Source organism: Nostoc sp. (assembly GCF_036917375.1).
Lineage (GTDB): Bacteria > Cyanobacteriota > Cyanobacteriia > Cyanobacteriales > Nostocaceae > Nostoc.
The window spans coordinates 145,400-167,213 of sequence record NZ_JBALDN010000017.1; the positions used below are offsets into that span (position 1 = coordinate 145,400).

Consider the following 21,814-nt stretch of genomic DNA (forward strand, 5'->3'; position numbering starts at 1 on the left):
TAATTTATTACACAAAGACGCGATAAATCGCTCTACAATAGTCTCTTCTAACTTAATTGATTGCGAAACTTGCTAAGACTAATAGTTAATAACACAACAGCAATACTAAGCAATGCTAGAATATGCATCCATAACACATCTAAACCAACCCCTTTAAGTAAAATCCCTCGAACAATGGCAATGTAATGACGTAAGGGATTCAGTAGAGATAGGACTTGAAAGAAGGGGGGCATGGCTTCGATAGGGGCAAGCACCCCAGAAGTCTGCAATATCGGCATATTGACGAAAAATGACATCAATACCACCTGTTGTTGCGAGCTGGCAAACATCGCCAACATAATACCTATACTGATCCCAACCAGCAGATAGATAATTGATAGCCCAAAAAATAGTAGAAAATTTCCACGCAACGGTAAACCAAAGACCAATTGTCCTAAAGTCAAAGCTAGCAGAATATCTCCCATGAGCAAAAACGCTAAAGGCAAAATTTTGCTTGCCACAATTTCCCAGTTTGCGGCTGGTGTCATAAGTAATTGCTCCAAAGTTCCGCTATCTTTCTCTCGCACAACAGCGACTGATGAAACTAGTGTTCCAACAAGCGTTAACACCAGACCCATGACTCCCGGCACAAAATACCAGCTACTTATTAGTCCTGGATTATACAAAAATACCACTTGGAGCGATACCGGAAAATTTAACTGGGTTTGCCCAAAGTTACGATTATAATTTTGAATAATCTGAGTCATGTAGCCACTAGCAATGCCTGCGGCGTTTGCATCCACTCCATCAATAAATACTTGAATCTCAGCTTCTTTTGTTGCCAGCTTTCTAGGGAATTCTGGTGGAATAATCACTCCTAGATTGAGTTTGCCTTCTTCTACTTGACGGCTCAAATCTTTTTCAGTTGTTGGTACAGATTCGATGGTAAAAATGCTATTAGAGGTCATTGCCTGAACCAGTTCCCGACTAGCACTTACATTCGCATAATCAATAACACCCAATTTCAAATTATGTACATCGGGATTAAGTGCAAATCCATAAAGTAATAATTGCATCGTTGGTGGTATAATCAACAGGATAATTAACTGCTTATCTCGCAAAATTTGATTGATTTCTTTGCGAAGTAATGCCCAAAATGAACTATTAAATAGTCGTGAAAAAAACATATTGTTTAGTAGCTGTTACAGCTAAGAATAATATAATTTAATAAGGTAATTGCATCCTACCTAAAGCACGACGGGTTATATCAAAAAACACCACTCCAAAAACAATCAGTACGAGTAGATCAAACCAAACTCCTGCCCATCCAGTACCCCTGACAAATGCATCACGAGTGATATCTATAAAATAGCGGGCGGGAACTATATTAGGCATAAGTGAGAGGGGAAAGGGAATGTTGCTAATAGGATAAATAAAACCAGACAGTAATAGAGAGGTAACAAAACCGATCACAGAGACACTTTGTACAGCAGCATTCTGGTTACTGCTTCGTACCCCAAATAGCAAACCAAACAAAACACTGTCTGTGAGAAAAAGCAGAGTTCCTATTAACAAGGTGATAGAATTGCCTACTAAGCTAACCTGGAAAATTAGCGAACCTAGACCCATGACTATGAATGCTTGAAGGATAGCTATCAGCAGGTAAGCCAGTCCTTTACCAAGTAACAGTTCGGTTGCACTAATACTAGAAGCGTAAAGTTGTAAGATAGTGCCTTTTTCCTTTTCTCTCACCATTGAGATTGCTGTCAGTAAAGACGGAAAAATCCATAAAACGACGGCGTAGACTCCCGGTACAATATACAAAGACTCTAATCTACCGGGGTTAAACCATAAACGAATTTGAGGTGTGACGCTGTTATTAAATGTTATCAGTCCTTGCTCCTGCATAAAAAAAGTTGTCACTCTTTGAATGCTGTTTTTTATGACACGAGCATTATTGGCATCAGTAGCATCAATCAGCACTTGCACTGTAGTATTTCTACCAGCTTGCACATCTCGACTAAATTGAGGAGGGATAATGACTGCTGCCTTCGCAATGCCACGGTCGATCGCATCACGCACTGGGTCGTTTCCCGACCATTGGGTGGGCATAAACTGATTGGTGGCGTATAGTCGCTCAATATAACTATTGCTAATGTTTGTGCGATTAAAATCTTGCACGATTAAGGGAATATTTTTACTTTCTAATCGGATTGCAAACCCAAAAATGAGTAACGTTACAAATGGCAGTATAAATGCCAACGCTAATGTCAGGCGATCGCGCTGAAACTGTACTAGTTCTTTGGTAAACTGAGCGAAAATCCGTTTCATAAAAATAAAAACATTCTAGTTTTGCGATCGTTGTACTATACCGATGAAAGCGTCTTCTAGGGAAAAAGAAATGGGGCGGACGCGGGAAATGGTGATTTTAGCAGATTCTATAAGTTTTAGTAGTTGAGGAAGTTCTCGATCGGGGTCGTCAAGGACAATATGTAAACTATCGGCAAAGATGGAGACACGCCAAGGATCGAGGTGTTGTTTGAGTAGATCGGCAGCAGCTTGGTTTTGGTTGACGATAACCTCCATAAGTTTTCCTGGTTGACTGGCTTTAATCGAACTGGAAGAACCAGAGATGACGGTTTCTCCCGCAACCATAAAACTCATGCGGTTACACTGTTCAGCTTCTTCAAGGTAGTGCGTGGTTACTAAAATAGCTGTGCCATTGCGAGCAAAGTCATTAATCAACTTCCAAAACTGACGGCGTGCAAGCGGATCGACCCCTGATGTTGGCTCATCAAGGAATAAAATATCTGGTTCGTGCATTACCGAAGCACCAAAAGCAACTCGCTGCTTCCAACCACCTGGTAGCTGTCCGGTAAGCATCTTTTCCTGTCCTTCTAACCCACAGATGGCAATCACCCAATCAATTTTCTCCTGGCGTAGCTTGCGGGGTACACCATAAACACCGCAATAAAACTCCAGATTTTCCAAAATTGTTAAGTCATCGTAAAGGGTGAATTTCTGACTCATGTAGCCAATACGCCGCCGCAATTGGGTACTACGGAGGTTACTTGTTTCGCCCCCAAGAGAAATGACACCACCACTGGCTTTAAGCAATCCACACAACATTTTAATTGTGGTGGTTTTCCCAGATCCATTAGCACCCAAGAGTCCGAAGATTTCACCATAGCGTACCTCAAGATTGACGCTTTTGACTGCTTGAAAATTGCCAAAAAAGCGGTTGAGGTTGTGAGCGTATATGGCAATAGATGAGGAACTAGGGTTAATTTCTCTATCGCCTGCTGCTACGGTTAACTTGTAATTCTCCAATTTCCATTGCTGGTTTGTTGCCTTAGCTCTCGGAAATGGAAAAAATTGCGTTGCTACCCCCTGTTGCCGTAAATGGGTAACGAAGACGTTTTCTAATGTGGGGCTATTAGACTCAATACTAAAGTCTGATAATTGTTGCTGTTGTAGCAGATCGTGCACCTGTCTGCGACCTAAAGTTATATCTTTGACAAGAACATCAAGGCGATCGCCAAATGTTTGCACATCTACAATGTTTGCTTGTGCTGTCTGTAATAATACTTGCTCGCTTAATTGCAGATTTGAGGTATGAACTTCTAGGCGATGTAAGCCTAAACTGGAGCGTAAAGAAGCAGGAGTACCAATTTTTTGAATTTGACCTTCATACATCAAAGCTACACGATGGCAGCGTTCTGCTTCATCCAAGTAAGGTGTAGCAACGACAATAGTCATACCTTCTGCTGATAGTTGCGCTAGCACATCCCAGAACTCTCGCCGTGAAACCGGGTCAACACCTGTGGTAGGTTCATCCAGTAACAAGACTTGGGGCTGTGAAATCAAAACACAGCAAAGTGCTAATTTTTGTTTCATACCGCCTGAGAGTTGTCCAGCCTGCCTCTTTGCAAACTGCTCTAAGTTCATCAAGCGTAGCAAGCGATCGCGACGCATCCAAAATAAATCATTTGGCACTTGTCGCAAGCCAGCTGCATAACGTAAATTTTCATTAATGTTGAGATCCAAATACAGAGAAAACTGCTGCGTCAAATACCCCGTTATTGAGCGAGCATCCCGTGCAAGCTGACCAAATATCTGCACTTCTCCGGCGGTGGGTTCCATCACGCCACCAAGAATATGAAAGGTTGTGGTTTTCCCTGCACCATCAGGGCCAATCAGCCCAAACATCTCACCCTGCTGCACTGTCAAATCAATCCCCCGCACTGCGGCTAAACGACCATAGTGCTTGTGCAAGCCTCGAATGTAAATGCTTTGGGTTGCAAGACTTGGGGTTTGGGATAAAATTTGAGCGCCACTTGTGATTTTGCGATCCATTATTCACCCTTCAATAGAATCTCTGCATCAGCTGGCATCCCAATCTTGGCACAGGGTAAATCTGCACCAGTGTAGGGTTGTTTGGGGTTAAAGCAGCTGGCAGGGTTTTCAACATTTATGCGAATACCGACAACTTGCCTGACCCGATCCTTCTGAAAATAGATATTCTCAGGTGTAAAGGAGGCTTGGGGATCGATGGCAATTATTTTACCTTTGAGGGGTTTGTTAGGCGCAGAATCTAATAAGATTTTCGCTACCTGTCCTTGGCGCACTTTGCCAATATCCCCTTCCGGGATAAAACCCCTCAAATAAATTGTATAGGGGTCAATTACTCTCAGAATGTTCGTTTGACTATCCACCACTGCACCTGGTTCGACACTGCGGGCAGTTACAACACCGTCTAGAGGACTGAGAACATTTAGGTCTTTATTGGAATCTTGAATTTGGGTAAGGAGTTGTTGTTTTAATGCCAACGCAACTTTCACCTTTGCCTGAGCAGATTTCACTTGCGCCCAAGCAGATTTCATTTGAGCGGATGTTTGAGCGCGCTTTCTCCTTAGGGCTTCTAACTGGGCGTTCCTAATACCGGGGTTGAAACCGGTTGATTGGGCTTGGGTGAGCGCCGCTTGGGTAGCGCTTAACTGCTCAGAAGCCGCATTTACTGCTGCCTGTCGTGCCTGTAAAGTTGCGATCGCAGTGTCGAAGGTAGTTTGAGTTTGGTCAAATTGCTGTTGGGTAACTGCTCCATCATTGAGCAATTTAACATAGCGATCGCGATTTATTTTAGCTAGCTTAACTTCTGCTGCTGCCTGTTTGAGTACTGCTTGCGCTTGTACCACTTGCGCCTTAGCTGCCGCAGTGTTAGCTCGTGCTTGATTAACTTGACCTAGCGTATCACCTTGCGACTGCTGTAAATTAAGTTGTGCTTCAAGGATTTGGCTGTTGACTTCTTCTATCTCACCCTGTACTCGCTCTACATCTGAACGAGCCTGTTGTTCGTCAGATTCAGCAGACGCAATCTGTGCGTTTGCAGATTGCAGTTGTCCTTGCAGCAGTTGGTTGTTGCTGTTATCTAATTTAATTAACTTCTGACCCTTTTTAACCGCTGCCCCTTCGCGTACTGCAATCGACTCAATTCGCCCCGAATGCTTGACACCAATTTCAGTCTCATAACCTTCAATGCGTCCACTTACCTTGAGTATGTCTGCTCTCGGTTGCGGCTGTAAGCTCCAAAATAGATAACCAATACCTGCGATCGTCACCATTGCCAACATCAAAGGAACCGCTTTGGTGCGATGCTGCTTTGCTGGTTCTAGCGGAGCAGGAAGACTTTCTGTGTATTTAGAGACAGTCTGAGCCATGCTATTACCCTTGATTACTAGTTTATGGATTGGATTCCCATCTTGCCGCAAGGCTTAAACTAAAGTTTATACCCCATAGAGGCGCGAAATTATCCCTAACTAAGACAACACGATATGTGTTGTCACCAGAGCTAAGATAAATAGAAAATCAACTGCCGAACCAACTAGAGAACCAAAAAACTTTGTAGGTAAAGCATTGCCAAACAACATTACCACTGTTCCCACAAACATCCAAGGCCATTGGATTTCACGCCAAATGTAGAATCCTGCCACACCAACTAATAAAGCGATTAAAATTGTCGAAATTGGCGCTTGAGTGTTTTTCGGTTTATATCGCAGACTGCCAGCAACATTTATTGGTGCTAGTTCCAAGTGCTTAAGATTAGTAAACAATCCCAATCCAATCAAACCAAATGTAATCGTCCAGCAACCAGAGAACAAAATGGGTTTACTTGCCCAGAATACACCAGCAGCACTAGCTAGTTTTATGGCTACTACCACCAACAATGGAATCAATAAATCATGTAATAAGAAGCGCAGACGATTAAGGAATTTTAAGAAACTACCTTCATTAATCAAGCGACCTAGCGAAATAATGAGATTGTCATAGGTCATTCCAGCTACCACTAATAGCAGCAACAATATGTTGGCATGGTGTGAGTGTTGCCATAAACTTATGCTCCATGTAGCTAAGACCAAATTAGCTACCGTATAGAGTGGATATAAGATAGCCCCCATAATTTAATTCCTAGTATTTTTAGAGAACGAAAACTTAGAGGATGTTTGAAAAATAGTTGGCTGTAATTTTAATTACATTATTACCCCCCTTAATCCCCCCTTTATAAGGGGGGAAACAAGAAAAATCTGGTTCTTTCCCCTTTATAAGGGGAGGGTTAGGGTGGGGTAAAAAATATGCGATCCATCAATCCTGACTTTTCAAACATCCTCTTAGATTACACAGTTAACTTTTATATATTCTTATTAGGTTCAGCTAATCAACTGAAGCTTTTAAGAAATTAGGTATGAGCTAATGATTGCCTTCTTGGAAAAGCAATGTTTTATACTTTATCATCACTCTATTTAAAATATTGTAAAGAAATAATTAGTTTTAATTTTTAATTTTTAATTTTTAAATAACTCTGTAAAAAATTTATTCAAATGTTTAAATTAGCATGAAAAAATAGATTAAATACCATTGATTTAACCTTAACTTCTGAGTTTTTTAGTCTAAAAACGCAATTTTTCTAGTCAGGGTGAAATAATACAAGATATGAGTCAGGCTAAGGCAAACACATCTAAATAAAATTTTAAAGCCTTAACTGAAATGAATATGCATTTGCATCGCGCCATTAGCGACATTATAAGCACGACGTGAAAAAATGAAAGGCTAGAGTTAAACTTTAACTCCAGCCCTAAATATACAGCTTTAGGTAATGCCTAAAGCATTAATTTGTCTAAGTGGGTGAAGTCACACCAAAGGTGGCTGATCCAACATCTAAGCGGAAATTGTTTACCGTACCTTGAAGGACACTTTGACTGGTTCCATTGGCAAGCGATCTTCCACCATTAGTAAAACCTATGAATACTTGTGAGGTTGCTGCAGTAATTTGAACACCAGCTGCACCCCCATGAACAGCGTCCAAATCTGTAGCTGATACTTCTTCAAGCAAGCTAGATTGTAATTCAGCGATTTTGATATTAGCCATAATTTCCTCTTTGAGTTTTCTTGGTAGTACGTTGACGTATCTGATTTACTATGCTTCTAAAATTTTCCCTGACAACTCTTAAGAAGGGAAAGACCGTGAGAAAGCATCAGCATTAAAAGTAATAGTGAAAGATGGCGATCCAACCCCTGCTTGAATGGTACCAATTGCTTGAGTATCGTTCGTAATCCTTCCCGATCCAACATTTATACCTGTGGCAAGAGAAGTTCCACCTGTAGTCACTTGGAAATCACTGCCTCTTCCATTAATTAACCGTAAATCAGCATCAGAAAGTTTCTCGAATTGGCTTTCTGGCTGCAATTCAGATATTTTTATCGTAGCCATAGATTCTACCTATTCAAAAGAGATTAATTGAAATTTGTGCTGTGTATGTTTGAATTTGCAAACATAACTCTAACGGTCAGAGTACTTCCGTTAAATTCTATTACAAAACTTGAAAAAACTTTAGGTAATGTCTAAAGCATTAAGTTGTCTAGGTGGGTAAAGTAACACCTTGGGCTACTGATCCAAACGTTACGAAGGCATTTCCTAGTTGACCATTAGCGAAAGTAAAACTGCTTGAATTGCTAATCGTTGATCCACCAATAGCAATACCTAAGGCACCTCCTGAGCTTCCTCCAACAGCTTGAATACCAGTTGCACCCCCATGAACAGCGTCCAAATCTATAACTGATACTTCTTCAAGCAAGCTAGATTGTAATTCAGCGATTTTGATATTAGCCATAATTTCCTCTTTGAGTTTTCTTGGTAGTACGTTGACGTATCTGATTTACTATGCTTCTAAAATTTTCCCTGACAACTCTTAAGAAGGGAAAGACCGTGAGAAAGCATCAGCATTAAAAGTAATAGTGAAAGATGGCGATCCAACCCCTGCTTGAATGGTACCAATTGCTCGAGTATCGTTCGTAATACTTCCCGATCCAACATTTATACCTGTGGCAAGAGAAGTTCCACCTGTAGTCACTTGGAAATCATTGCCTCCTCCATTAATTAACCGTAAATCAGCATCAGAAAGTTTCTCGAATTGGCTTTCTGGCTGCAATTCAGATATTTTTATCGTAGCCATAGATTCTATCTATTCAAAAGAGATTAATTGAAATTTGAACTGCTTTAGTTCAACACAATAAATATTCAACAATTCAGATAGTTTTGCAACACTTTTTTCCTTAAATTTTGTAAATTTATTTTTGATATATTTGCTAAAAAACAACAATTTAGATGGAGTATAACGCCACCTAAATTGTTGTTTTAGTTTTTAATTATCAGAATAATTAATATGTAAATTATAACTGGGTTGATAATTCACTTTTAAAGGAATTATCTTGAACACCAGCACTTTTCACACCATGATTTATCGAAACAAAATTCAGGAGACAGGAGTCAGAATACCCTTCTTGTATTCTGACCGAAAAAGCGGATAGCGCAGCGTAAAGCCTGCGGCATAGCAACTCTTAGAGACGCTACGCGTAGCTTGCTTTTCTGCAAGAGTACCTTTAGAGCGAGTCTGCTAACGTCTGATATAAGCGGGTTTAAGACCCCCACCAAATCGTAGATTTAGTAGTCTTCCCTACGGAACACTATGCGAACAATTAGTTGCGGATCTGAATCCCCAAATGAATTGATTATGACTTCTGAATTCTTCTCTAACTAAAAATGTTTAAAGCAAAAGCAAACACTTAAAGCCAAAATGTCAAACAAGCGAATTGTTATTTTATTTGACTCTAGAGTTAGCTCGACTTTATCCATTTTTTAGCAAAGTGAACACTATCCCTAAAAGCTTTGTGTAACAATCATTTTACTTTTTTAACTCCATCAAGAATCTGTGAAGTTGAAAAAGTATTTGCCAAAAAGCCAGGGTTATTGCCGGATAAAGAAAACAGAGTTTTTAATTTTGGATCAAGTCGAGTTTAGAGTATGTTTGAATTTGCAAACATACTCTAACGGTCAGAGTACTTCCGTTATATTCTATTGCGAAACTTGAAAAAAAGTCTTTGAGGCTAACGTAGTGTTAGTTTTTCTTGAATGGTTTTACTGTTACTTGAATTAAAGTTCCACCCGTTAGTATTTTTTTACCGGAAGGGTCTACTGTTATTGCAGCAGTACTAATAGTACTAGCGTCTATACTAGCTCCTGTGTCGTCGTAAACAGCCGCCGTTCCAGTTGTCAGTATGAAAGCCGTAGTACCAGCGCCCACAACTAAGTTTTCGGCTTTCTCATCATTTAGAGATTCTAAATAACTCTGCTGGCAGTCTAAATCACGAATTTTAAGCATACTTCTCCCTTGTTAACTTCCTGTTTACCTTTGATTAACTTCCTATTTAGGATTATTGTCTGAGTACAATCTCTTGATTGCTTTTTCGTGCCACAAAAAAGAATAGCACTATTAGAAATTAATAAATAGTAGTTTTACATAATTTTTTTGCTTACATCAGACAAACCCTTGCACTGTCAAGCTATTTACCTCCCTTTGTATTTACAGGTTGTTTGAAAAGCGTTTTACTGTAACTGATTTTAAGTACTTTGATATCCGTCTAACCCCAGTCACACATACATTTCAGCCCATAAGGACAAGAATAGCAAGATGATTCATAGTTGAGAAATTGCTATGGAACTATTACCATTTCTGCGGAGAATATTTAGCGGCTTTTACGCGATGTTGAGAATAGAAGTGGTTCGCGAATATCATTCGCGAACCATAAACATATAAAATGATTTTTCGATTTCAGGTATTAACAAGCGAGTCTGTTATAACACACCAAAATACTTACCTTGATTATTAGTTAGTATACGTATCGTTAGCAGATAGAAGAATATTGCAAAGTTCTAAAATTAGGCTGTAAAGCAGAAAGCGATCGCTTGGTGGATGAGAGATGTATTTGATAATAGGTTTTTGACTCTGATTACCACGCAACTATTAAGAATGACTTATTTATATCGACAAAATTATTAAGAATGACTTATTTGTACTGAACTAAACTATAAATCATTACATCATAGATGTTAACTAAATTACAGATGTATCTGCTGCTTGCTAGTACATCTCCAAAGCGGAAAATAATGTGGAATTAACTATTGATTGGACAATACGCGCAATAGTTGGGCTAGGAGAATACTTAGAATATATAAAAAATAGTGTGATTGGGATACAAGATTGGTGAAGAGTTAGTTAGAGTTGGAAACTTTGTGCCAAACTTGCTTGTTGTATTCTTTATTACATTTTCTTGTACTCTTTATTACATTTTGTTGTACTGCTTATTACATTTTGAAATTAATGGTTTAATTTTAATTGTTTAAAAGCTTTGTAGAGCCACGAATGGTTCGTATAAGTTATTCGCGAACCGTATATTTTTTGTTTTATGCCCAATAATTCAAAACCGTCATCCCAAGAAGATTTATATGCACGCATACATTGCGTAGTTCAAGCTAAAGAGCATCTGGAGAAAGAAATCCAAGCAATAAGTGCTTCGGGGGAGGTAGCTGCATCTTCCTGTTGGATTGTTCGCTATCTCGCTAAAGGGAGGAAGTCAGTCTATTGGTATTATAAATTACAGGCTAGTGCGGCAATATTTCCAACAAAGATTGATGGTAAGACTTCTCGTTATAAGCACTTAGGCAAAGCAGGTAGTCAAGCGTACTTAGAAGCTGTAGAACAAATTTTTCTCAGAGCCAAAATTGAAGCATTAGATCGTTCAATTGAAACTCTAAATCAAGGTTTGAAAGATTTAATCCAAGAAACTTCTAAATACAACAAAGATGAGTAGTGGGTTCGCGAATAATATTCGCGAACCATTCCCCTTGTCCACATTTTGTAAAAAGTCAGGAGTAATATATACACCAGAATTTAGAATACTTGGTCATGAAGCCCAAACCCTGGATTTACCTCTTTTAATCCCTATAATGCCTTGGGGAAAATATCCGGTTATTCTCCTTGCTAAGGGGGAGTTATATCATGTCTGCTTGATTACTTACTAAACCCCAAGAACCCCACCCCGCCGGCGGGGCTACGGTGTACACACAAGTCTGAAATAGCTGATTAACCAAGGTTTTACCCCACCCTAACCCTCCCCTTATAAAGGGGAGGGGACTAAATTTCCTGTTTCCCCCTAATACATCGGGGGGATTAAGGGGGGTAATTCAACTTGTGTGTACACCATAGACCGGCGGGGAGGGGCAGGGGGAAAAAGAGTTTTCAGCTTCTTGCACAGATGCACCGAATCATAACTAATCAGGCGGACATGATATTAATGATAAATCTTTAACCAGAGATATCTCCGAAAAAGAATGTAGAGACATAGCACAGCCACGTCTCTACAAGGGTTATGGATAACGCATATTTAATTTCTGGAGATGTCTAATTTATTTTTCGGAAGTCCTTTATATCTGGATAGTTACTAAAGTTGATTTCGCGCTTTGAGTTGCAGATATCGCTCAACCAACTGATCGGCAATTTGATTTGCTGGTGCATCTAGCACCAATACACCTTTTTGTTTCAGTTGGGCAAAAGCTACTTGTCGTTGCATTAATAAATCTAGTGCTACTGCACGGGTATAGGCACTTGCGACATCATCTGTAAAAGTGTGTGCTAGACGATCGACTTGTGGATCTCGCAAAGTTACGCAAGATGGAAGGTAGCGGGGTGCTAGTTTGGAGAGTGCAGCTAGGAGTTCTGTAGAGGCAGTGACATCAACTAAATCGGTAATCACTACTACCAGCGCCCTCCGAGTTTGTCGCTGCAAAACATTTGTCACCGCCCCCAAATAATCCGATTCAAATAATACTGGTTGAATTGGAGTTAAGCGATCGATTAGCTGATTCAAATGATGTTGACCGCGTTCTGGGGGAATCCACGTATGCATTTGGCGGTCAAATACACCAACGCCGACGCGATCGCCTCGATGTAAACCTGCCAAAGCTAAGGATAAAGTTGCATTCAATCCCCAGTCAAATCGCTGCAAACTCTGCACTTTTGCCGTCATTAGCCGTCCGCGATCGAGTAAAATCAGTAACGTTTGTTCCTGTTCTGGTTCCAAAACCCTCACCAGTGGCATGGCATTACCATAAGCGCCAACCCGACGGGCAGTAGCTTTCCAATCAATAAACCGCAAATCGTCACCAGTGCGATAGTTCCGCAGTTCGGCAAACTCTGTACCAATACCAGTTTTGCGAGATTGGCGCATAGAGCCAGATGATTGCAGTGTCAGACGAATTGTGAGCGATCGCAATCCTACTAAATCAGGATAAACTTTCACTGGCAGACTTTGAGGAATTTGCCAATCATCCCAAGCTAATCCCCAAAGCCCCAGTTGTCGAACTTGAATATTCCCCCAAGGAAACTCTCCCCTTTGTGTTGGGTGGACGGTATACGTCAATTCCTCAGTGCTGTTACTGGGAATAATGGCGCTGAGTGCAGGTGCAGACACACCAAATCCTGTTGGGTAATAGTCGCGGATTTCAATTTGAGCGTCGGTATTGGGAGATGTCACCTTTAGCACTACGGGATTATCTCGCCCAATAGATAATCGTGACGGTAATTCGCGGGTAATTTGCACGCGAGAACGCCGCACCCGCAAACCATCTGCAACCATCAGTCCGAGAATAATGGCATCAAATAGTACAGTGATGGTAATGGTTGCTTTAATGCTGATAAATAAGGATAGAATCGGGGCGTAGGCGTAGCCCGTCGTAGACATCGCTATACCCAAAACCAATAATAAATAAACTCGTTTGGAAGGAACCATGTTTTAGAGCCAGAAGTTAGGAGTTAAGTATAAAGTGAATTTCAATGTAACCGAAATAAGAAGACTTGCTAAAATCTTTTATTTTCTGCTTGTAGAAAAATAGCCACCTACTGTACTATTTTTTTTGGGTGAAGTAGCAAATTATATTTTGGACGGGTGTATGAGAATCTTGCTAATCGAAGATGAAGAAATTTTAGCAAGTGTCTTGTTGAAGTCTCTGACTAAGCAACATTATGTTGTTGATGTCGTACAAGACGGACAAATGGGTTGGGAATACACGCAAAGTACGAACTACGATTTGCTATTAATAGATGTCGGATTACCGAAACTGGACGGTATTACATTGTGTCAGCGATTGCGTTCTGGTGGTTGCTTCACTCCGATTTTGCTGATGACGGCGAAAGATGGTAATAGAGAGCGGATTCAGGGACTTGATGCAGGTGCAGACGATTATCTGATCAAACCTTTAGATTTAGAAGAACTGCAAGCACGGATACGAGCGCTGATCCGTCGAGGCGATCGCCCCTGTACTCCTATACTGGAAGTAGGCTCATTACGACTAGATCCCAGTAGTTGCGAAGTCACATATAACAACAAACTACTGGAATTAACAGCCAAAGAATATAGTTTGCTGGAGTTATTTTTACGGAATCCATCGCGTGTTTTTAGTCGGGGAGATATCATTGAGCATTTGTGGACTTTTGACGATCCACCCCAAGAGGAGACTGTAAAATCTCACATCAAATACTTACGACAAAAGTTGAAAGCAGCCGGAGCAGTAGACTGGATTGAAAATGTTTATGGTTTGGGATATCGGCTGAATCCTGGAAGAGTGGCAGAGGGGCAGGGGAGCAGGAGGGCAGAGGGGCAGAGGGGTAGCACTTCTCTACGAGACGCTACGCGAACGGCTACGCTCAGTGGCCAAGGGGCAGGGGAGCAGGGGGAGGAAGAAAAATCTCGAATTCCTAATCGTGATGTTGAACAGCAGTTTCAGCAAGCGATGGGTGGCTTGTGGAAGCAATATCAGGGGTTGATGGTACAGCGGTTGACGGTATTGCAAGAATTGGCGGCAGCACTATCTGGTAAAACACTGACTGGGGAGTTACGTAAATCGGGAGAACGAGAGGCGCACAAACTAGCTGGTGTCTTGGGAATGTTTGAGCAAGACAATGGCACTCTGCTAGCGCGGGAAATTGAACAGATTTTAGGGAAAGATGGTGATTTGTCAGTAAGTGAAAAGCGGCAATTGCTGACGCTGATTGAAGATTTGGGTAATTTAATCAACCTGATGGGGGAAAAGGTAGATAACCAAAGTTCTACTGCGATCGCACCCGAAATTAATACCCGATTGATCTTAATTGACCCCAATCTGCAACTAGGTTCTCAGTTGCAACAACTGGTTGAGTGCATGGGAATATGCTGGCAGCAAATCAGCAACTTAGAGGATGCAAAAAACTTTCTCCAAACCACATCACCAGATTTAGTAGTGCTAAATATAGATGATATCGGCTGGCGTAAAGAAAGTTTGGCACTACTTTCGGATTTAGCAACGCGTACTCCACCCGTACCCGTTCTGGTACTGGCTGCAACTGATGAATTAGTAGAACGCGTAACTTTTGCTCAGTACGGGGCGCGGGGTTTTTTGGTCAAGCCTGTGACAGCTGCTCAAGTTTGGGATGTTTCGTCCCAAATATTACAGCGTACTCGTTCTTTACGAGTAAATATACTGGCAGTAGATGACGACCCGCTGATTTTAGCAGCACTGCGCCCAATGTTAGAGCCGTGGGGTATGCGGATGACAGGATTGGAGAATCCGCTACGCTTCTGGGAAGTATTGCAATCTACTAAACCGGATTTGTTGATTTTGGATGTGGAAATGCCTCACATCAATGGTATCGAACTTTGCCGAGCAGTTCGTACCGATCCCCAATGGCAGGAATTACCGATTGTGTTTCTGACTGCTCATCGAGAGATGGAAACTGTGCAACAAGTGTTTGCTGTTGGGGCAGATGATTATGTGGTTAAACCTGTTGTCGGGGCAGAACTGTTGGCACGTATTACCCATCGCTTAGAACGTAGTCGTTTACTCCAGTCGCTTTCTACTAAAGATCCCTTAACTGGACTAGCAAATCAGTTTCAGTCTAACCGCGACTTGCAACACCTAATTGCTCAAGCCGAGAAAAATCAGCAATCTGTTTGCTTGGCGATCTTAAGCGTGACTGATTTGCGTCAAATTAATATTAAGTATGGTCATCAGGTTGGAAACCAGGTATTGCAAAGATGGAGTCGTTTATTCCAATCGGTATTTTGCAGTGGTGAAGTAGTAGGTTATTGGGGTAATGGTGAATTTGTCGTGGGAGTTTCTGGGTTAACAAAAACAGGAGTAAACCATCGCCTTAGTGAGATTTTAACTACTCTCCGCCAGCAAATATTCACAGCCTTCGATGGCGATCGCTTTCAGGTAATATGTAATTTCACTGTAGCCGAATACCCCAATGATGGGCTAACGATACAATCTTTATACCAAGTAGCCGCTGGGCGTAATTTGTAATTACCATACTGCAAGGGTTTTATTTATTTTGCAAGCGCATTTGCTATTTCAGCCACTACATTTGTTAATTTGGCGAACTCATTTGTTGATTTGGCGTTCGCATTTGTTGATTTGGCGGTCGCATTTGTTATTTCGGCGTTCGCATTTTTGTAAAATGAAGAGAATATGTAGTTTTGCTGTAGTCGAATATTTCAGTCAGGGACTAACGATACAATCACTATACAGATTTATTAGTATCATCTATAGCACATGATTGTTAGTTTGTACAGTACCTAATTCATAATAATTACGAATTACGTTAGCGACGCAGGAGCGTCATTAGGAATATATTTAACAGGAGTCGTTAATGAGTACACAACAGCTAGAGCAGGTAAAGCAATTGCAAGCCACTGTGAAGAAGATGGAAGTAACACTGGGTGCGATCGCTGATGCTGTAGTCTGGGTAGGAGAAGACCGACTCATTCAATGGTGCAATTCTCGCTTTGAGTCTTTAGTAAATCAACCTCACGCTACTGTCTGCGGTGCGAAGTTAACTGACTTGCTACCCCTCACACAATTAGGACAATCAGTTGCTTTATCCTGCTATCCTGATGTGCAGATACTCAATGGGGAGTATGAAACAACAAATTATCAGTTGCAGCAAGATGAGCCAATAACATTACAAATTTCCGGTAGCTGTACCGGATTGACTAGCGATCGCTGTGCCATACTGGTGATTCGGGATATCACGCTGACTCAACGAACTCAAGAATCCTTGCAAGAGATTGAAGAACGATTGCAGACATTAATTAACGCTACACCCGATATTATCTGTTTAAAAGACGGCGAGGGCAAATGGCTGCTGTCAAACCAGGCTAACCTAGAATTTTTAGAGCTACAAGGCGTTGATTATCAAGGCAAAACAGACTCAGAACTGGCAGAATTTAGCAATTTTTATCGCGATGCTTTGCTCAACTGCAATAAAACAGATGAACGAGCTTGGCAATTGGGATGTGTGCATCGAGTAGAAGAAGCTGTTCCTCGCCCTGATGGGACAGTGAGCAGTTTAGATATGATTAAAGCTCCCCTATTTCACCAAGATGGTAGACGCAAAGCCTTGGTGGTTTTAGGGCGGGATCTGAGCGAACGCAAACAAACCCAAGTAGCTTTAGAAAACTCTCTATCTTTGTTAAGCGCTATCTTTGAATCGATTCAAGATGGTATATTAGTAGTCGATAGCTCAAGTAAGATCGCTAGTTATAATCAAAAGTTCTTAGAAATGTGGTCAATTCCACCAGAACTTTTGACGGAACCAGATCATCCTCAGCGACTAGCGTATCTGGCAAACCAACTAAAAGATCCTGATGGGTTTTTGCAACGAGTCCGAGAATTATATTCACAACCAGAATTAGTTAGTTACGACTGGTTAGAACTAGAAGATGGCAGAGTATTTGAGCGCTACTCTTGTCCTCAGCGCATCGGCGAACAAATTATTGGTAGAGTGTGGAGTTTCCGCGACATCACCCAGCGCCAAAGGGCAGAAGCAGCACTGCGACAAAGTGAATTACAATACCGCAGTATTTTTGAAGCAATTAATGATGGACTATTTATTACTGAAATAGAGACTGAAAAAGTCGCCGAAGTTAATCCGGCTGCTTGTCAGATGCACGGTTACTCTTATGAAGAATTTCTCACTTTACATCCATCTGCTTATATTCACCCAGACTCACATTCTGTTTTTCTAGAGTTTGTTGAGAAAACACGAGCTGGCGAGCAATTTTATGGACAAGCTGTCGATGTCTGCAAAGATGGCAGTTTAATAGATGTGGAAGTCAAAGGAACGACTTGCATTTACAATGGCAAGCGACATATTTTAGCAATAGTGCGGGATATCACAGCTCGCAAACGCACCGAGGAGGCTTTACGCCAAAGCGAAGCACAGTACCGCGATTTGGTGCAAACAGCAAACTGTATCATTCTGCGTTGGGATGGCAATGGTGACATTATATTTTTAAATGACTACGGTCAAAGGCTTTTTGGTTTCGATATAGATGAAATTACAGGAAGCAATGTTATTGGTACAATTGTTCCAGAAACGGAAACTTCTGGGCGCGATTTGCAGAGATTAATGGTTGATATTTGTGAGCATCCAGAAAACTATCTATTTAACGAAAACGAGAACTTATGCAAAAATGGCGATCGCGTCTGGATCGTCTGGGCGAATAAACCCATTTTAGATGCCCAAGGAAACTTAATCGAAATTCTTTCAGTCGGCACAGATGCCACAGAACGCAAACGCGCCGAAGCAGCTCTCCAGGAAAGCGAGTTAAAATTCCGTAGCATTGTTGAAAATGCCAACGATCTAATATTTGTCCTCTCGCCAGAGGGAATTTTTACTTATCACTCGCCGAATGTGACTGCAATCATGGGCTACAGCCTAGAGGAAATCGAAGGTCATTCTGTAGCGGAGTTTACCAAACCGGAAGACTTAGCAATTAGCGCCAGTGCCTTACAAAGGGCGATAACTGGTGAAAAGCTGACTAATATTGAAGTGCGATTGCGACACCAAGATGGTAACTGGCGATGGTTCAACTTTAACACTTCCACAATTAACACTCCTAGCGGTGTTGCGATCGCCGGTGTGGGACGCGACATCACAGAACGCAAGCAAGCAGAAGAAGCCTTGCGTCGTAGTGAAATGAAATACCGCAACATCTTTGAAAATTCCCAAGTGGGGATTTTTCGTACCTGCCAAAAAGATGGATTGATTATCGATGCTAATCAACGTGGTGCTGAGATATTAGGTTTTACCTCTGCTGCTGGCTTAATTGGCAAGTATTTCACAACTGATTTATATGTCAATCCAGAAGATCGGGTGCAAATGTTAGCAGAGTTAAAAGAGTCCGGCGAAGTTCGCAATTTTGAAGTAGCACTGCGACGCTTGGATGGATCTGTTGTTTGGGTACTGTTATCACTTCGCCTCAACGCCGAAGAATCCTGTTTGGATTCTGTTTTTACAGATATTAGCCAACGCAAACAGCAAGAACAAGCTTTACGCTTAATTGTTGAGGGTACAGCCGCGAAAACAGGCAATGAATTTTTCAATTCTTGCGTTCGTTACCTTGCCGAAGTATTACAAGTTCAATATGCCCTAGTGACTGAGTTTGATGACGAGCCAAAAACGAGAGTCCGCACTTTGGCATTTTGGTGTAATGGGGCTATTAACGATAACTTGGAATATGATTTACAGGGTACTCCTTGCGAACACACCTTGCGAGGCAATATGTGTCACTACCCGCAAGCAGTACAAACTACTTTCCCAGAAGATGCAGATTTAGTAAGGATGAATGCCGAAAGTTTTTTTGGCGTTCCTCTCACCAGTTCATCCGGTGAAATCATCGGACATCTAGCAGTGATAGATGTTAAACCCATGAAGCCCGATCCGGGACGGGAACTGATTGTGAAAATCTTTGCTGCCCGTGCCGGTGCTGAATTGGAACGAAAACAAGCAGAAGCAGCCTTACAGGAAAGCGAGTTAAAGTTTCGCACTATTGTTGAAAAGGCCAACGATGTGCTATTTGTCATCAATCCCGATGGGATTTTCAACTATATTTCTCCAAATATCTTGAAAACTACCGGATTTGCCCCCAGCGAAATGGAGGGTAATTCCTTAGCATTCTTTACTCATCCCGATGATGTGCCCAAATGTCAAGAAGTCGCCCAAACTATCCTGGCAACAGGCGAGGGAATTTCTGGGACTGAGTACCGCGCTAAACATCGCAGTCGGGGCTGGGTTTGGCTAACTTCTAATGCAGTCCGCACACAAGATGCCCAAGGTAATTTTCAGATTGTCGGCGTAGCTCGTGATATTAGCGATCGCAAACAAGCAGAAGCAGCCTTGCAACGTCGGACTCAAGCCGAAAGTTTAATCAGCAGTATTTCTCGGCAATTTATTGACCAAGATTTAGCAACAGCAATTAATTTTACACTTCAGGCGATCGCTGAATTTATTGATGCTGAACACAGTTGCATCTTTGAATGCTCCCAAGATAAAAGTGAATTCAACCTGATCCATGAATGGTGTGGTGAAGATGTTGCACCATTAATTGATATTGCCAGAGGTTCGCCTGTGGAAGTTTTCCCCTATTTCTACGAGCCGATTCTCCGTGGTAGACATCGACAAATCTCTTGTGTGGAAGATTTACCCCTGCATCTACCTGAGCGGAAACTTTTTGAAAGTATGTCGTTTCAATCTATACTAGCTGTGCCAATGGTTCATGCTGGCAAAGTCGTTGGATTTGTTGGTGCAGCGATGATTCACTACTCAAAAACCTGGAACCAAGAAGATATTAATCTATTAAAACTGGTAGGTGAAATAATTGCGATCGGTCGCGCGAGACATCAGGCAGAAGAAGCGCTGAGAATTGCCAAAGAAGCCGCCGAAACTGCCAACCGAGCCAAGAGTGCTTTTTTGGCTAATATGAGTCACGAACTCCGCACCCCTTTGAATGCAATTTTGGGTTTTTCCCAATTAATGGAGCGAGACACTAGCCTCAACTCAAACCAACGTGAATCATTAGCTACCATTAACCGCAGTGGAGAACACTTGCTTAACCTGATTAACGATGTCTTGGAAATGTCCAAAATTGAAGCTGGACAAATCATTTTCAACCCCGAAGACTTCGACCTTTATCTGTTGTTGCAAACACTACAAGAGATGTTTCAAGTGCGGACACAGGCAAAGCAATTGTTTCTCAAATTTGAAATGGCTCCCAATCTCCCCCGCTACATCCAAACAGATGAAGGTAAACTCCGCCAAGTTCTCATAAACCTTTTGGGTAACGCCGTCAAGTTTACTCAAACTGGGGGAGTAACGTTGCGGGTGAGCTTGGGGAGTGGGGACAAGGAGACAAGGGGACAAGGGGACAAGGAGAATAATCATGCCCAATGCCCAATGCCCAATTCCCAATCCTTATTTTTTGAAATCCAAGACACTGGACGGGGAATAGCAGCAGAAGAAATGAATAATCTGTTTCAGCCTTTTGTCCAGACAACAAGCGGTATTCAAACTAAGGAGGGAACTGGACTCGGACTGACTATCAGCCGTCAATTTGTGCGGTTGTTGGGAGGCGATATTCACTTAACGAGTAGCCTTGGACAAGGATCTACTTTTAGCTTTGACATTCAAGTGAATTTAGCCGCAGCTTTGAAAGCTGCACCAAAATTAAATAAGGGACGCGTACTGAAGCTAGCGGAAGACCAACCATCTTACCGTATTCTCGTAGTAGATGACCGTAAAGAAAACCGCGATTTAATTGTGCAACTTCTTGGTAGCATTGGTTTTGAAATTCAGGCTGCGACTAATGGACAAGAAGCGATCGCTATTTGGCAAACCTGGCAACCTCACTTAATTTGGATGGATATGCGGATGCCTGTTATGAACGGCTACGATGCCACTAAAGAGATTAGAGCCAGGGAAAAAAATACAACTACAAATTTCCGTACCGTAATTATTGCTCTAACTGCTAGTGCTTTTGAAGAACAACAGGCAAGTATCTTAGCCGCAGGTTGCGACGACTTGGTTCGTAAGCCATTCCGAGAGCAAGTGATTTTTGAAAAGATCGCTGAATTTTTGCAAGTACGTTATATATGTTCAGAAGAAAGCAGTGAAGATGCAACAGATAAAAACCTAGAGAATACTCAATCTACTATCTTGGATCTTCATTCTGCAATTACCGTTATGCCTGCCCAATGGCTAACAGAACTGAATCAGGCAGCCGTTGAAGTCGATGCGGAAAGGATTTTGCAACTCATTGAGCAAATTCCCCAAACTCATTCTGCTTTGGCAGAAAAATTGGCAAATTTAGTCCGCAACTTCTGCTTCGATGAAATTATCGAATTAACTGAGGAAAATATCTAATTATGAATAACAAAATTAAATTCTTGACTTTTGTCACCGTAATGGTAACAATTTCTTCTTTGACTATTAGCACAGTTGTCGCCAAGGCGAAACTAACGAACCAATCAAAACTCAATACGGTTCAGTTAAGGCTGAAAGACTGATTAGTGATATGAAATTTAGGAGCTTCAACTCGTTGTCCAGTACCTCTATGTTTTGGCTTTTTA

Annotated in this window: 15 protein-coding genes; 4 read left to right on the forward strand and 11 right to left on the reverse strand. The window is 41.5% G+C overall.

All coding sequences use genetic code 11. The features are described 5' to 3' along the window. Nucleotides 1–47 precede the first annotated feature (47 nt). From V7K45_RS05090 to V7K45_RS05135, 10 genes are all read right to left on the reverse strand, one after another. Complete coding sequence (locus V7K45_RS05090) at nt 48–1,166, reverse strand: ABC transporter permease (RefSeq protein WP_335001008.1); 1,119 nt, start codon at nt 1,164–1,166, stop codon at nt 48–50. Nucleotides 1,167–1,203: 37 nt separating this feature from the next. Next, nucleotides 1,204–2,310 (reverse strand): ABC transporter permease, encoded by a 1,107-nt coding sequence (locus V7K45_RS05095; protein WP_335001009.1) that lies wholly within the window; start codon nt 2,308–2,310, stop codon nt 1,204–1,206. Between the two features lie 15 nt (nt 2,311–2,325). Beyond that, nucleotides 2,326–4,335, reverse strand: coding sequence for an ATP-binding cassette domain-containing protein (locus V7K45_RS05100; protein ID WP_335001011.1), 2,010 nt, complete (start codon nt 4,333–4,335; stop codon nt 2,326–2,328). After that, nucleotides 4,335–5,696 carry an HlyD family secretion protein gene (locus V7K45_RS05105; RefSeq protein ID WP_335001013.1) on the reverse strand — a complete coding sequence of 454 codons (1,362 nt, stop codon included), beginning with the start codon at nt 5,694–5,696 and terminating at the stop codon, nt 4,335–4,337. The genes V7K45_RS05100 and V7K45_RS05105 overlap by 1 nt, the downstream gene beginning before the upstream one ends. A 99-nt stretch (nt 5,697–5,795) precedes the next feature. Continuing rightward, nucleotides 5,796–6,434, reverse strand: coding sequence for a hypothetical protein (locus V7K45_RS05110; protein WP_335001015.1), 639 nt, complete (start codon nt 6,432–6,434; stop codon nt 5,796–5,798). A gap of 716 nt (nt 6,435–7,150) precedes the next feature. Further along, the gene (locus tag V7K45_RS05115) at nt 7,151–7,402 is read right to left on the reverse strand and encodes a hypothetical protein (protein WP_335001017.1); all 252 of its coding nucleotides are present in this window, start codon (nt 7,400–7,402) and stop codon (nt 7,151–7,153) included. A gap of 78 nt (nt 7,403–7,480) precedes the next feature. Beyond that, nucleotides 7,481–7,744: a hypothetical protein gene (locus tag V7K45_RS05120; protein ID WP_335001019.1), complete on the reverse strand. Its 264-nt coding sequence runs from the start codon at nt 7,742–7,744 to the stop codon at nt 7,481–7,483. A 148-nt stretch (nt 7,745–7,892) separates the two neighbouring features. Next, a complete protein-coding gene (locus tag V7K45_RS05125; protein WP_335001021.1) occupies nt 7,893–8,144 on the reverse strand; it encodes a hypothetical protein in 252 nt (83 codons plus the stop codon). A gap of 78 nt (nt 8,145–8,222) precedes the next feature. Then, a complete protein-coding gene (locus V7K45_RS05130; protein WP_335001023.1) occupies nt 8,223–8,486 on the reverse strand; it encodes a hypothetical protein in 264 nt (87 codons plus the stop codon). A gap of 942 nt (nt 8,487–9,428) precedes the next feature. Beyond that, nucleotides 9,429–9,692 carry a hypothetical protein gene (locus V7K45_RS05135; protein WP_335001025.1) on the reverse strand — a complete coding sequence of 88 codons (264 nt, stop codon included), beginning with the start codon at nt 9,690–9,692 and terminating at the stop codon, nt 9,429–9,431. A gap of 1,084 nt (nt 9,693–10,776) precedes the next feature. Here V7K45_RS05135 and V7K45_RS05140 point away from each other — a divergent pair. After that, the gene (locus V7K45_RS05140; protein ID WP_335001027.1) at nt 10,777–11,181 is read left to right on the forward strand and encodes a hypothetical protein; all 405 of its coding nucleotides are present in this window, start codon (nt 10,777–10,779) and stop codon (nt 11,179–11,181) included. 630 nt (nt 11,182–11,811) lie between these two features. Here V7K45_RS05140 and V7K45_RS05145 read toward each other — a convergent pair. After that, nucleotides 11,812–13,158, reverse strand: coding sequence for a DUF58 domain-containing protein (locus V7K45_RS05145; RefSeq protein WP_335001029.1), 1,347 nt, complete (start codon nt 13,156–13,158; stop codon nt 11,812–11,814). A 160-nt stretch (nt 13,159–13,318) separates the two neighbouring features. Between V7K45_RS05145 and V7K45_RS05150 the strand changes: the two genes are divergently transcribed. The 3 genes from V7K45_RS05150 to V7K45_RS05160 all read left to right on the forward strand — a co-directional run bounded on the left by V7K45_RS05150 (nt 13,319) and on the right by V7K45_RS05160 (nt 21,751). Beyond that, nucleotides 13,319–15,709 (forward strand): response regulator, encoded by a 2,391-nt coding sequence (locus V7K45_RS05150; protein ID WP_335001031.1) that lies wholly within the window; start codon nt 13,319–13,321, stop codon nt 15,707–15,709. 346 nt (nt 15,710–16,055) lie between these two features. Further along, nucleotides 16,056–21,608 carry a PAS domain S-box protein gene (locus V7K45_RS05155; protein ID WP_335001033.1) on the forward strand — a complete coding sequence of 1,851 codons (5,553 nt, stop codon included), beginning with the start codon at nt 16,056–16,058 and terminating at the stop codon, nt 21,606–21,608. 2 nt (nt 21,609–21,610) lie between these two features. Further along, entirely contained in the window at nt 21,611–21,751 is a 141-nt protein-coding gene (locus tag V7K45_RS05160; RefSeq protein ID WP_335001035.1) for a hypothetical protein, read from the forward strand. The last annotated feature ends 63 nt before the right edge of the window (nt 21,752–21,814 follow it).

Excerpts from the sequence above, each read along its gene's own strand:
- V7K45_RS05090 (WP_335001008.1), bottom strand. The coding sequence starts at position 1,166 with ATGTTTTTTTCACGACTATTTAATAGTTCATTTTGGGCATTACTTCGC.
- V7K45_RS05095 (WP_335001009.1), bottom strand. The coding sequence starts at position 2,310 with ATGAAACGGATTTTCGCTCAGTTTACCAAAGAACTAGTACAGTTTCAG.
- V7K45_RS05100 (WP_335001011.1), bottom strand. The coding sequence starts at position 4,335 with ATGGATCGCAAAATCACAAGTGGCGCTCAAATTTTATCCCAAACCCCA.
- V7K45_RS05105 (WP_335001013.1), bottom strand. The coding sequence starts at position 5,696 with ATGGCTCAGACTGTCTCTAAATACACAGAAAGTCTTCCTGCTCCGCTA.
- V7K45_RS05110 (WP_335001015.1), bottom strand. The coding sequence starts at position 6,434 with ATGGGGGCTATCTTATATCCACTCTATACGGTAGCTAATTTGGTCTTA.
- V7K45_RS05115 (WP_335001017.1), bottom strand. The coding sequence starts at position 7,402 with ATGGCTAATATCAAAATCGCTGAATTACAATCTAGCTTGCTTGAAGAA.
- V7K45_RS05120 (WP_335001019.1), bottom strand. The coding sequence starts at position 7,744 with ATGGCTACGATAAAAATATCTGAATTGCAGCCAGAAAGCCAATTCGAG.
- V7K45_RS05125 (WP_335001021.1), bottom strand. The coding sequence starts at position 8,144 with ATGGCTAATATCAAAATCGCTGAATTACAATCTAGCTTGCTTGAAGAA.
- V7K45_RS05130 (WP_335001023.1), bottom strand. The coding sequence starts at position 8,486 with ATGGCTACGATAAAAATATCTGAATTGCAGCCAGAAAGCCAATTCGAG.
- V7K45_RS05135 (WP_335001025.1), bottom strand. The coding sequence starts at position 9,692 with ATGCTTAAAATTCGTGATTTAGACTGCCAGCAGAGTTATTTAGAATCT.
- V7K45_RS05140 (WP_335001027.1), top strand. The coding sequence starts at position 10,777 with ATGCCCAATAATTCAAAACCGTCATCCCAAGAAGATTTATATGCACGC.
- V7K45_RS05145 (WP_335001029.1), bottom strand. The coding sequence starts at position 13,158 with ATGGTTCCTTCCAAACGAGTTTATTTATTATTGGTTTTGGGTATAGCG.
- V7K45_RS05150 (WP_335001031.1), top strand. The coding sequence starts at position 13,319 with ATGAGAATCTTGCTAATCGAAGATGAAGAAATTTTAGCAAGTGTCTTG.
- V7K45_RS05155 (WP_335001033.1), top strand. The coding sequence starts at position 16,056 with ATGAGTACACAACAGCTAGAGCAGGTAAAGCAATTGCAAGCCACTGTG.
- V7K45_RS05160 (WP_335001035.1), top strand. The coding sequence starts at position 21,611 with ATGAATAACAAAATTAAATTCTTGACTTTTGTCACCGTAATGGTAACA.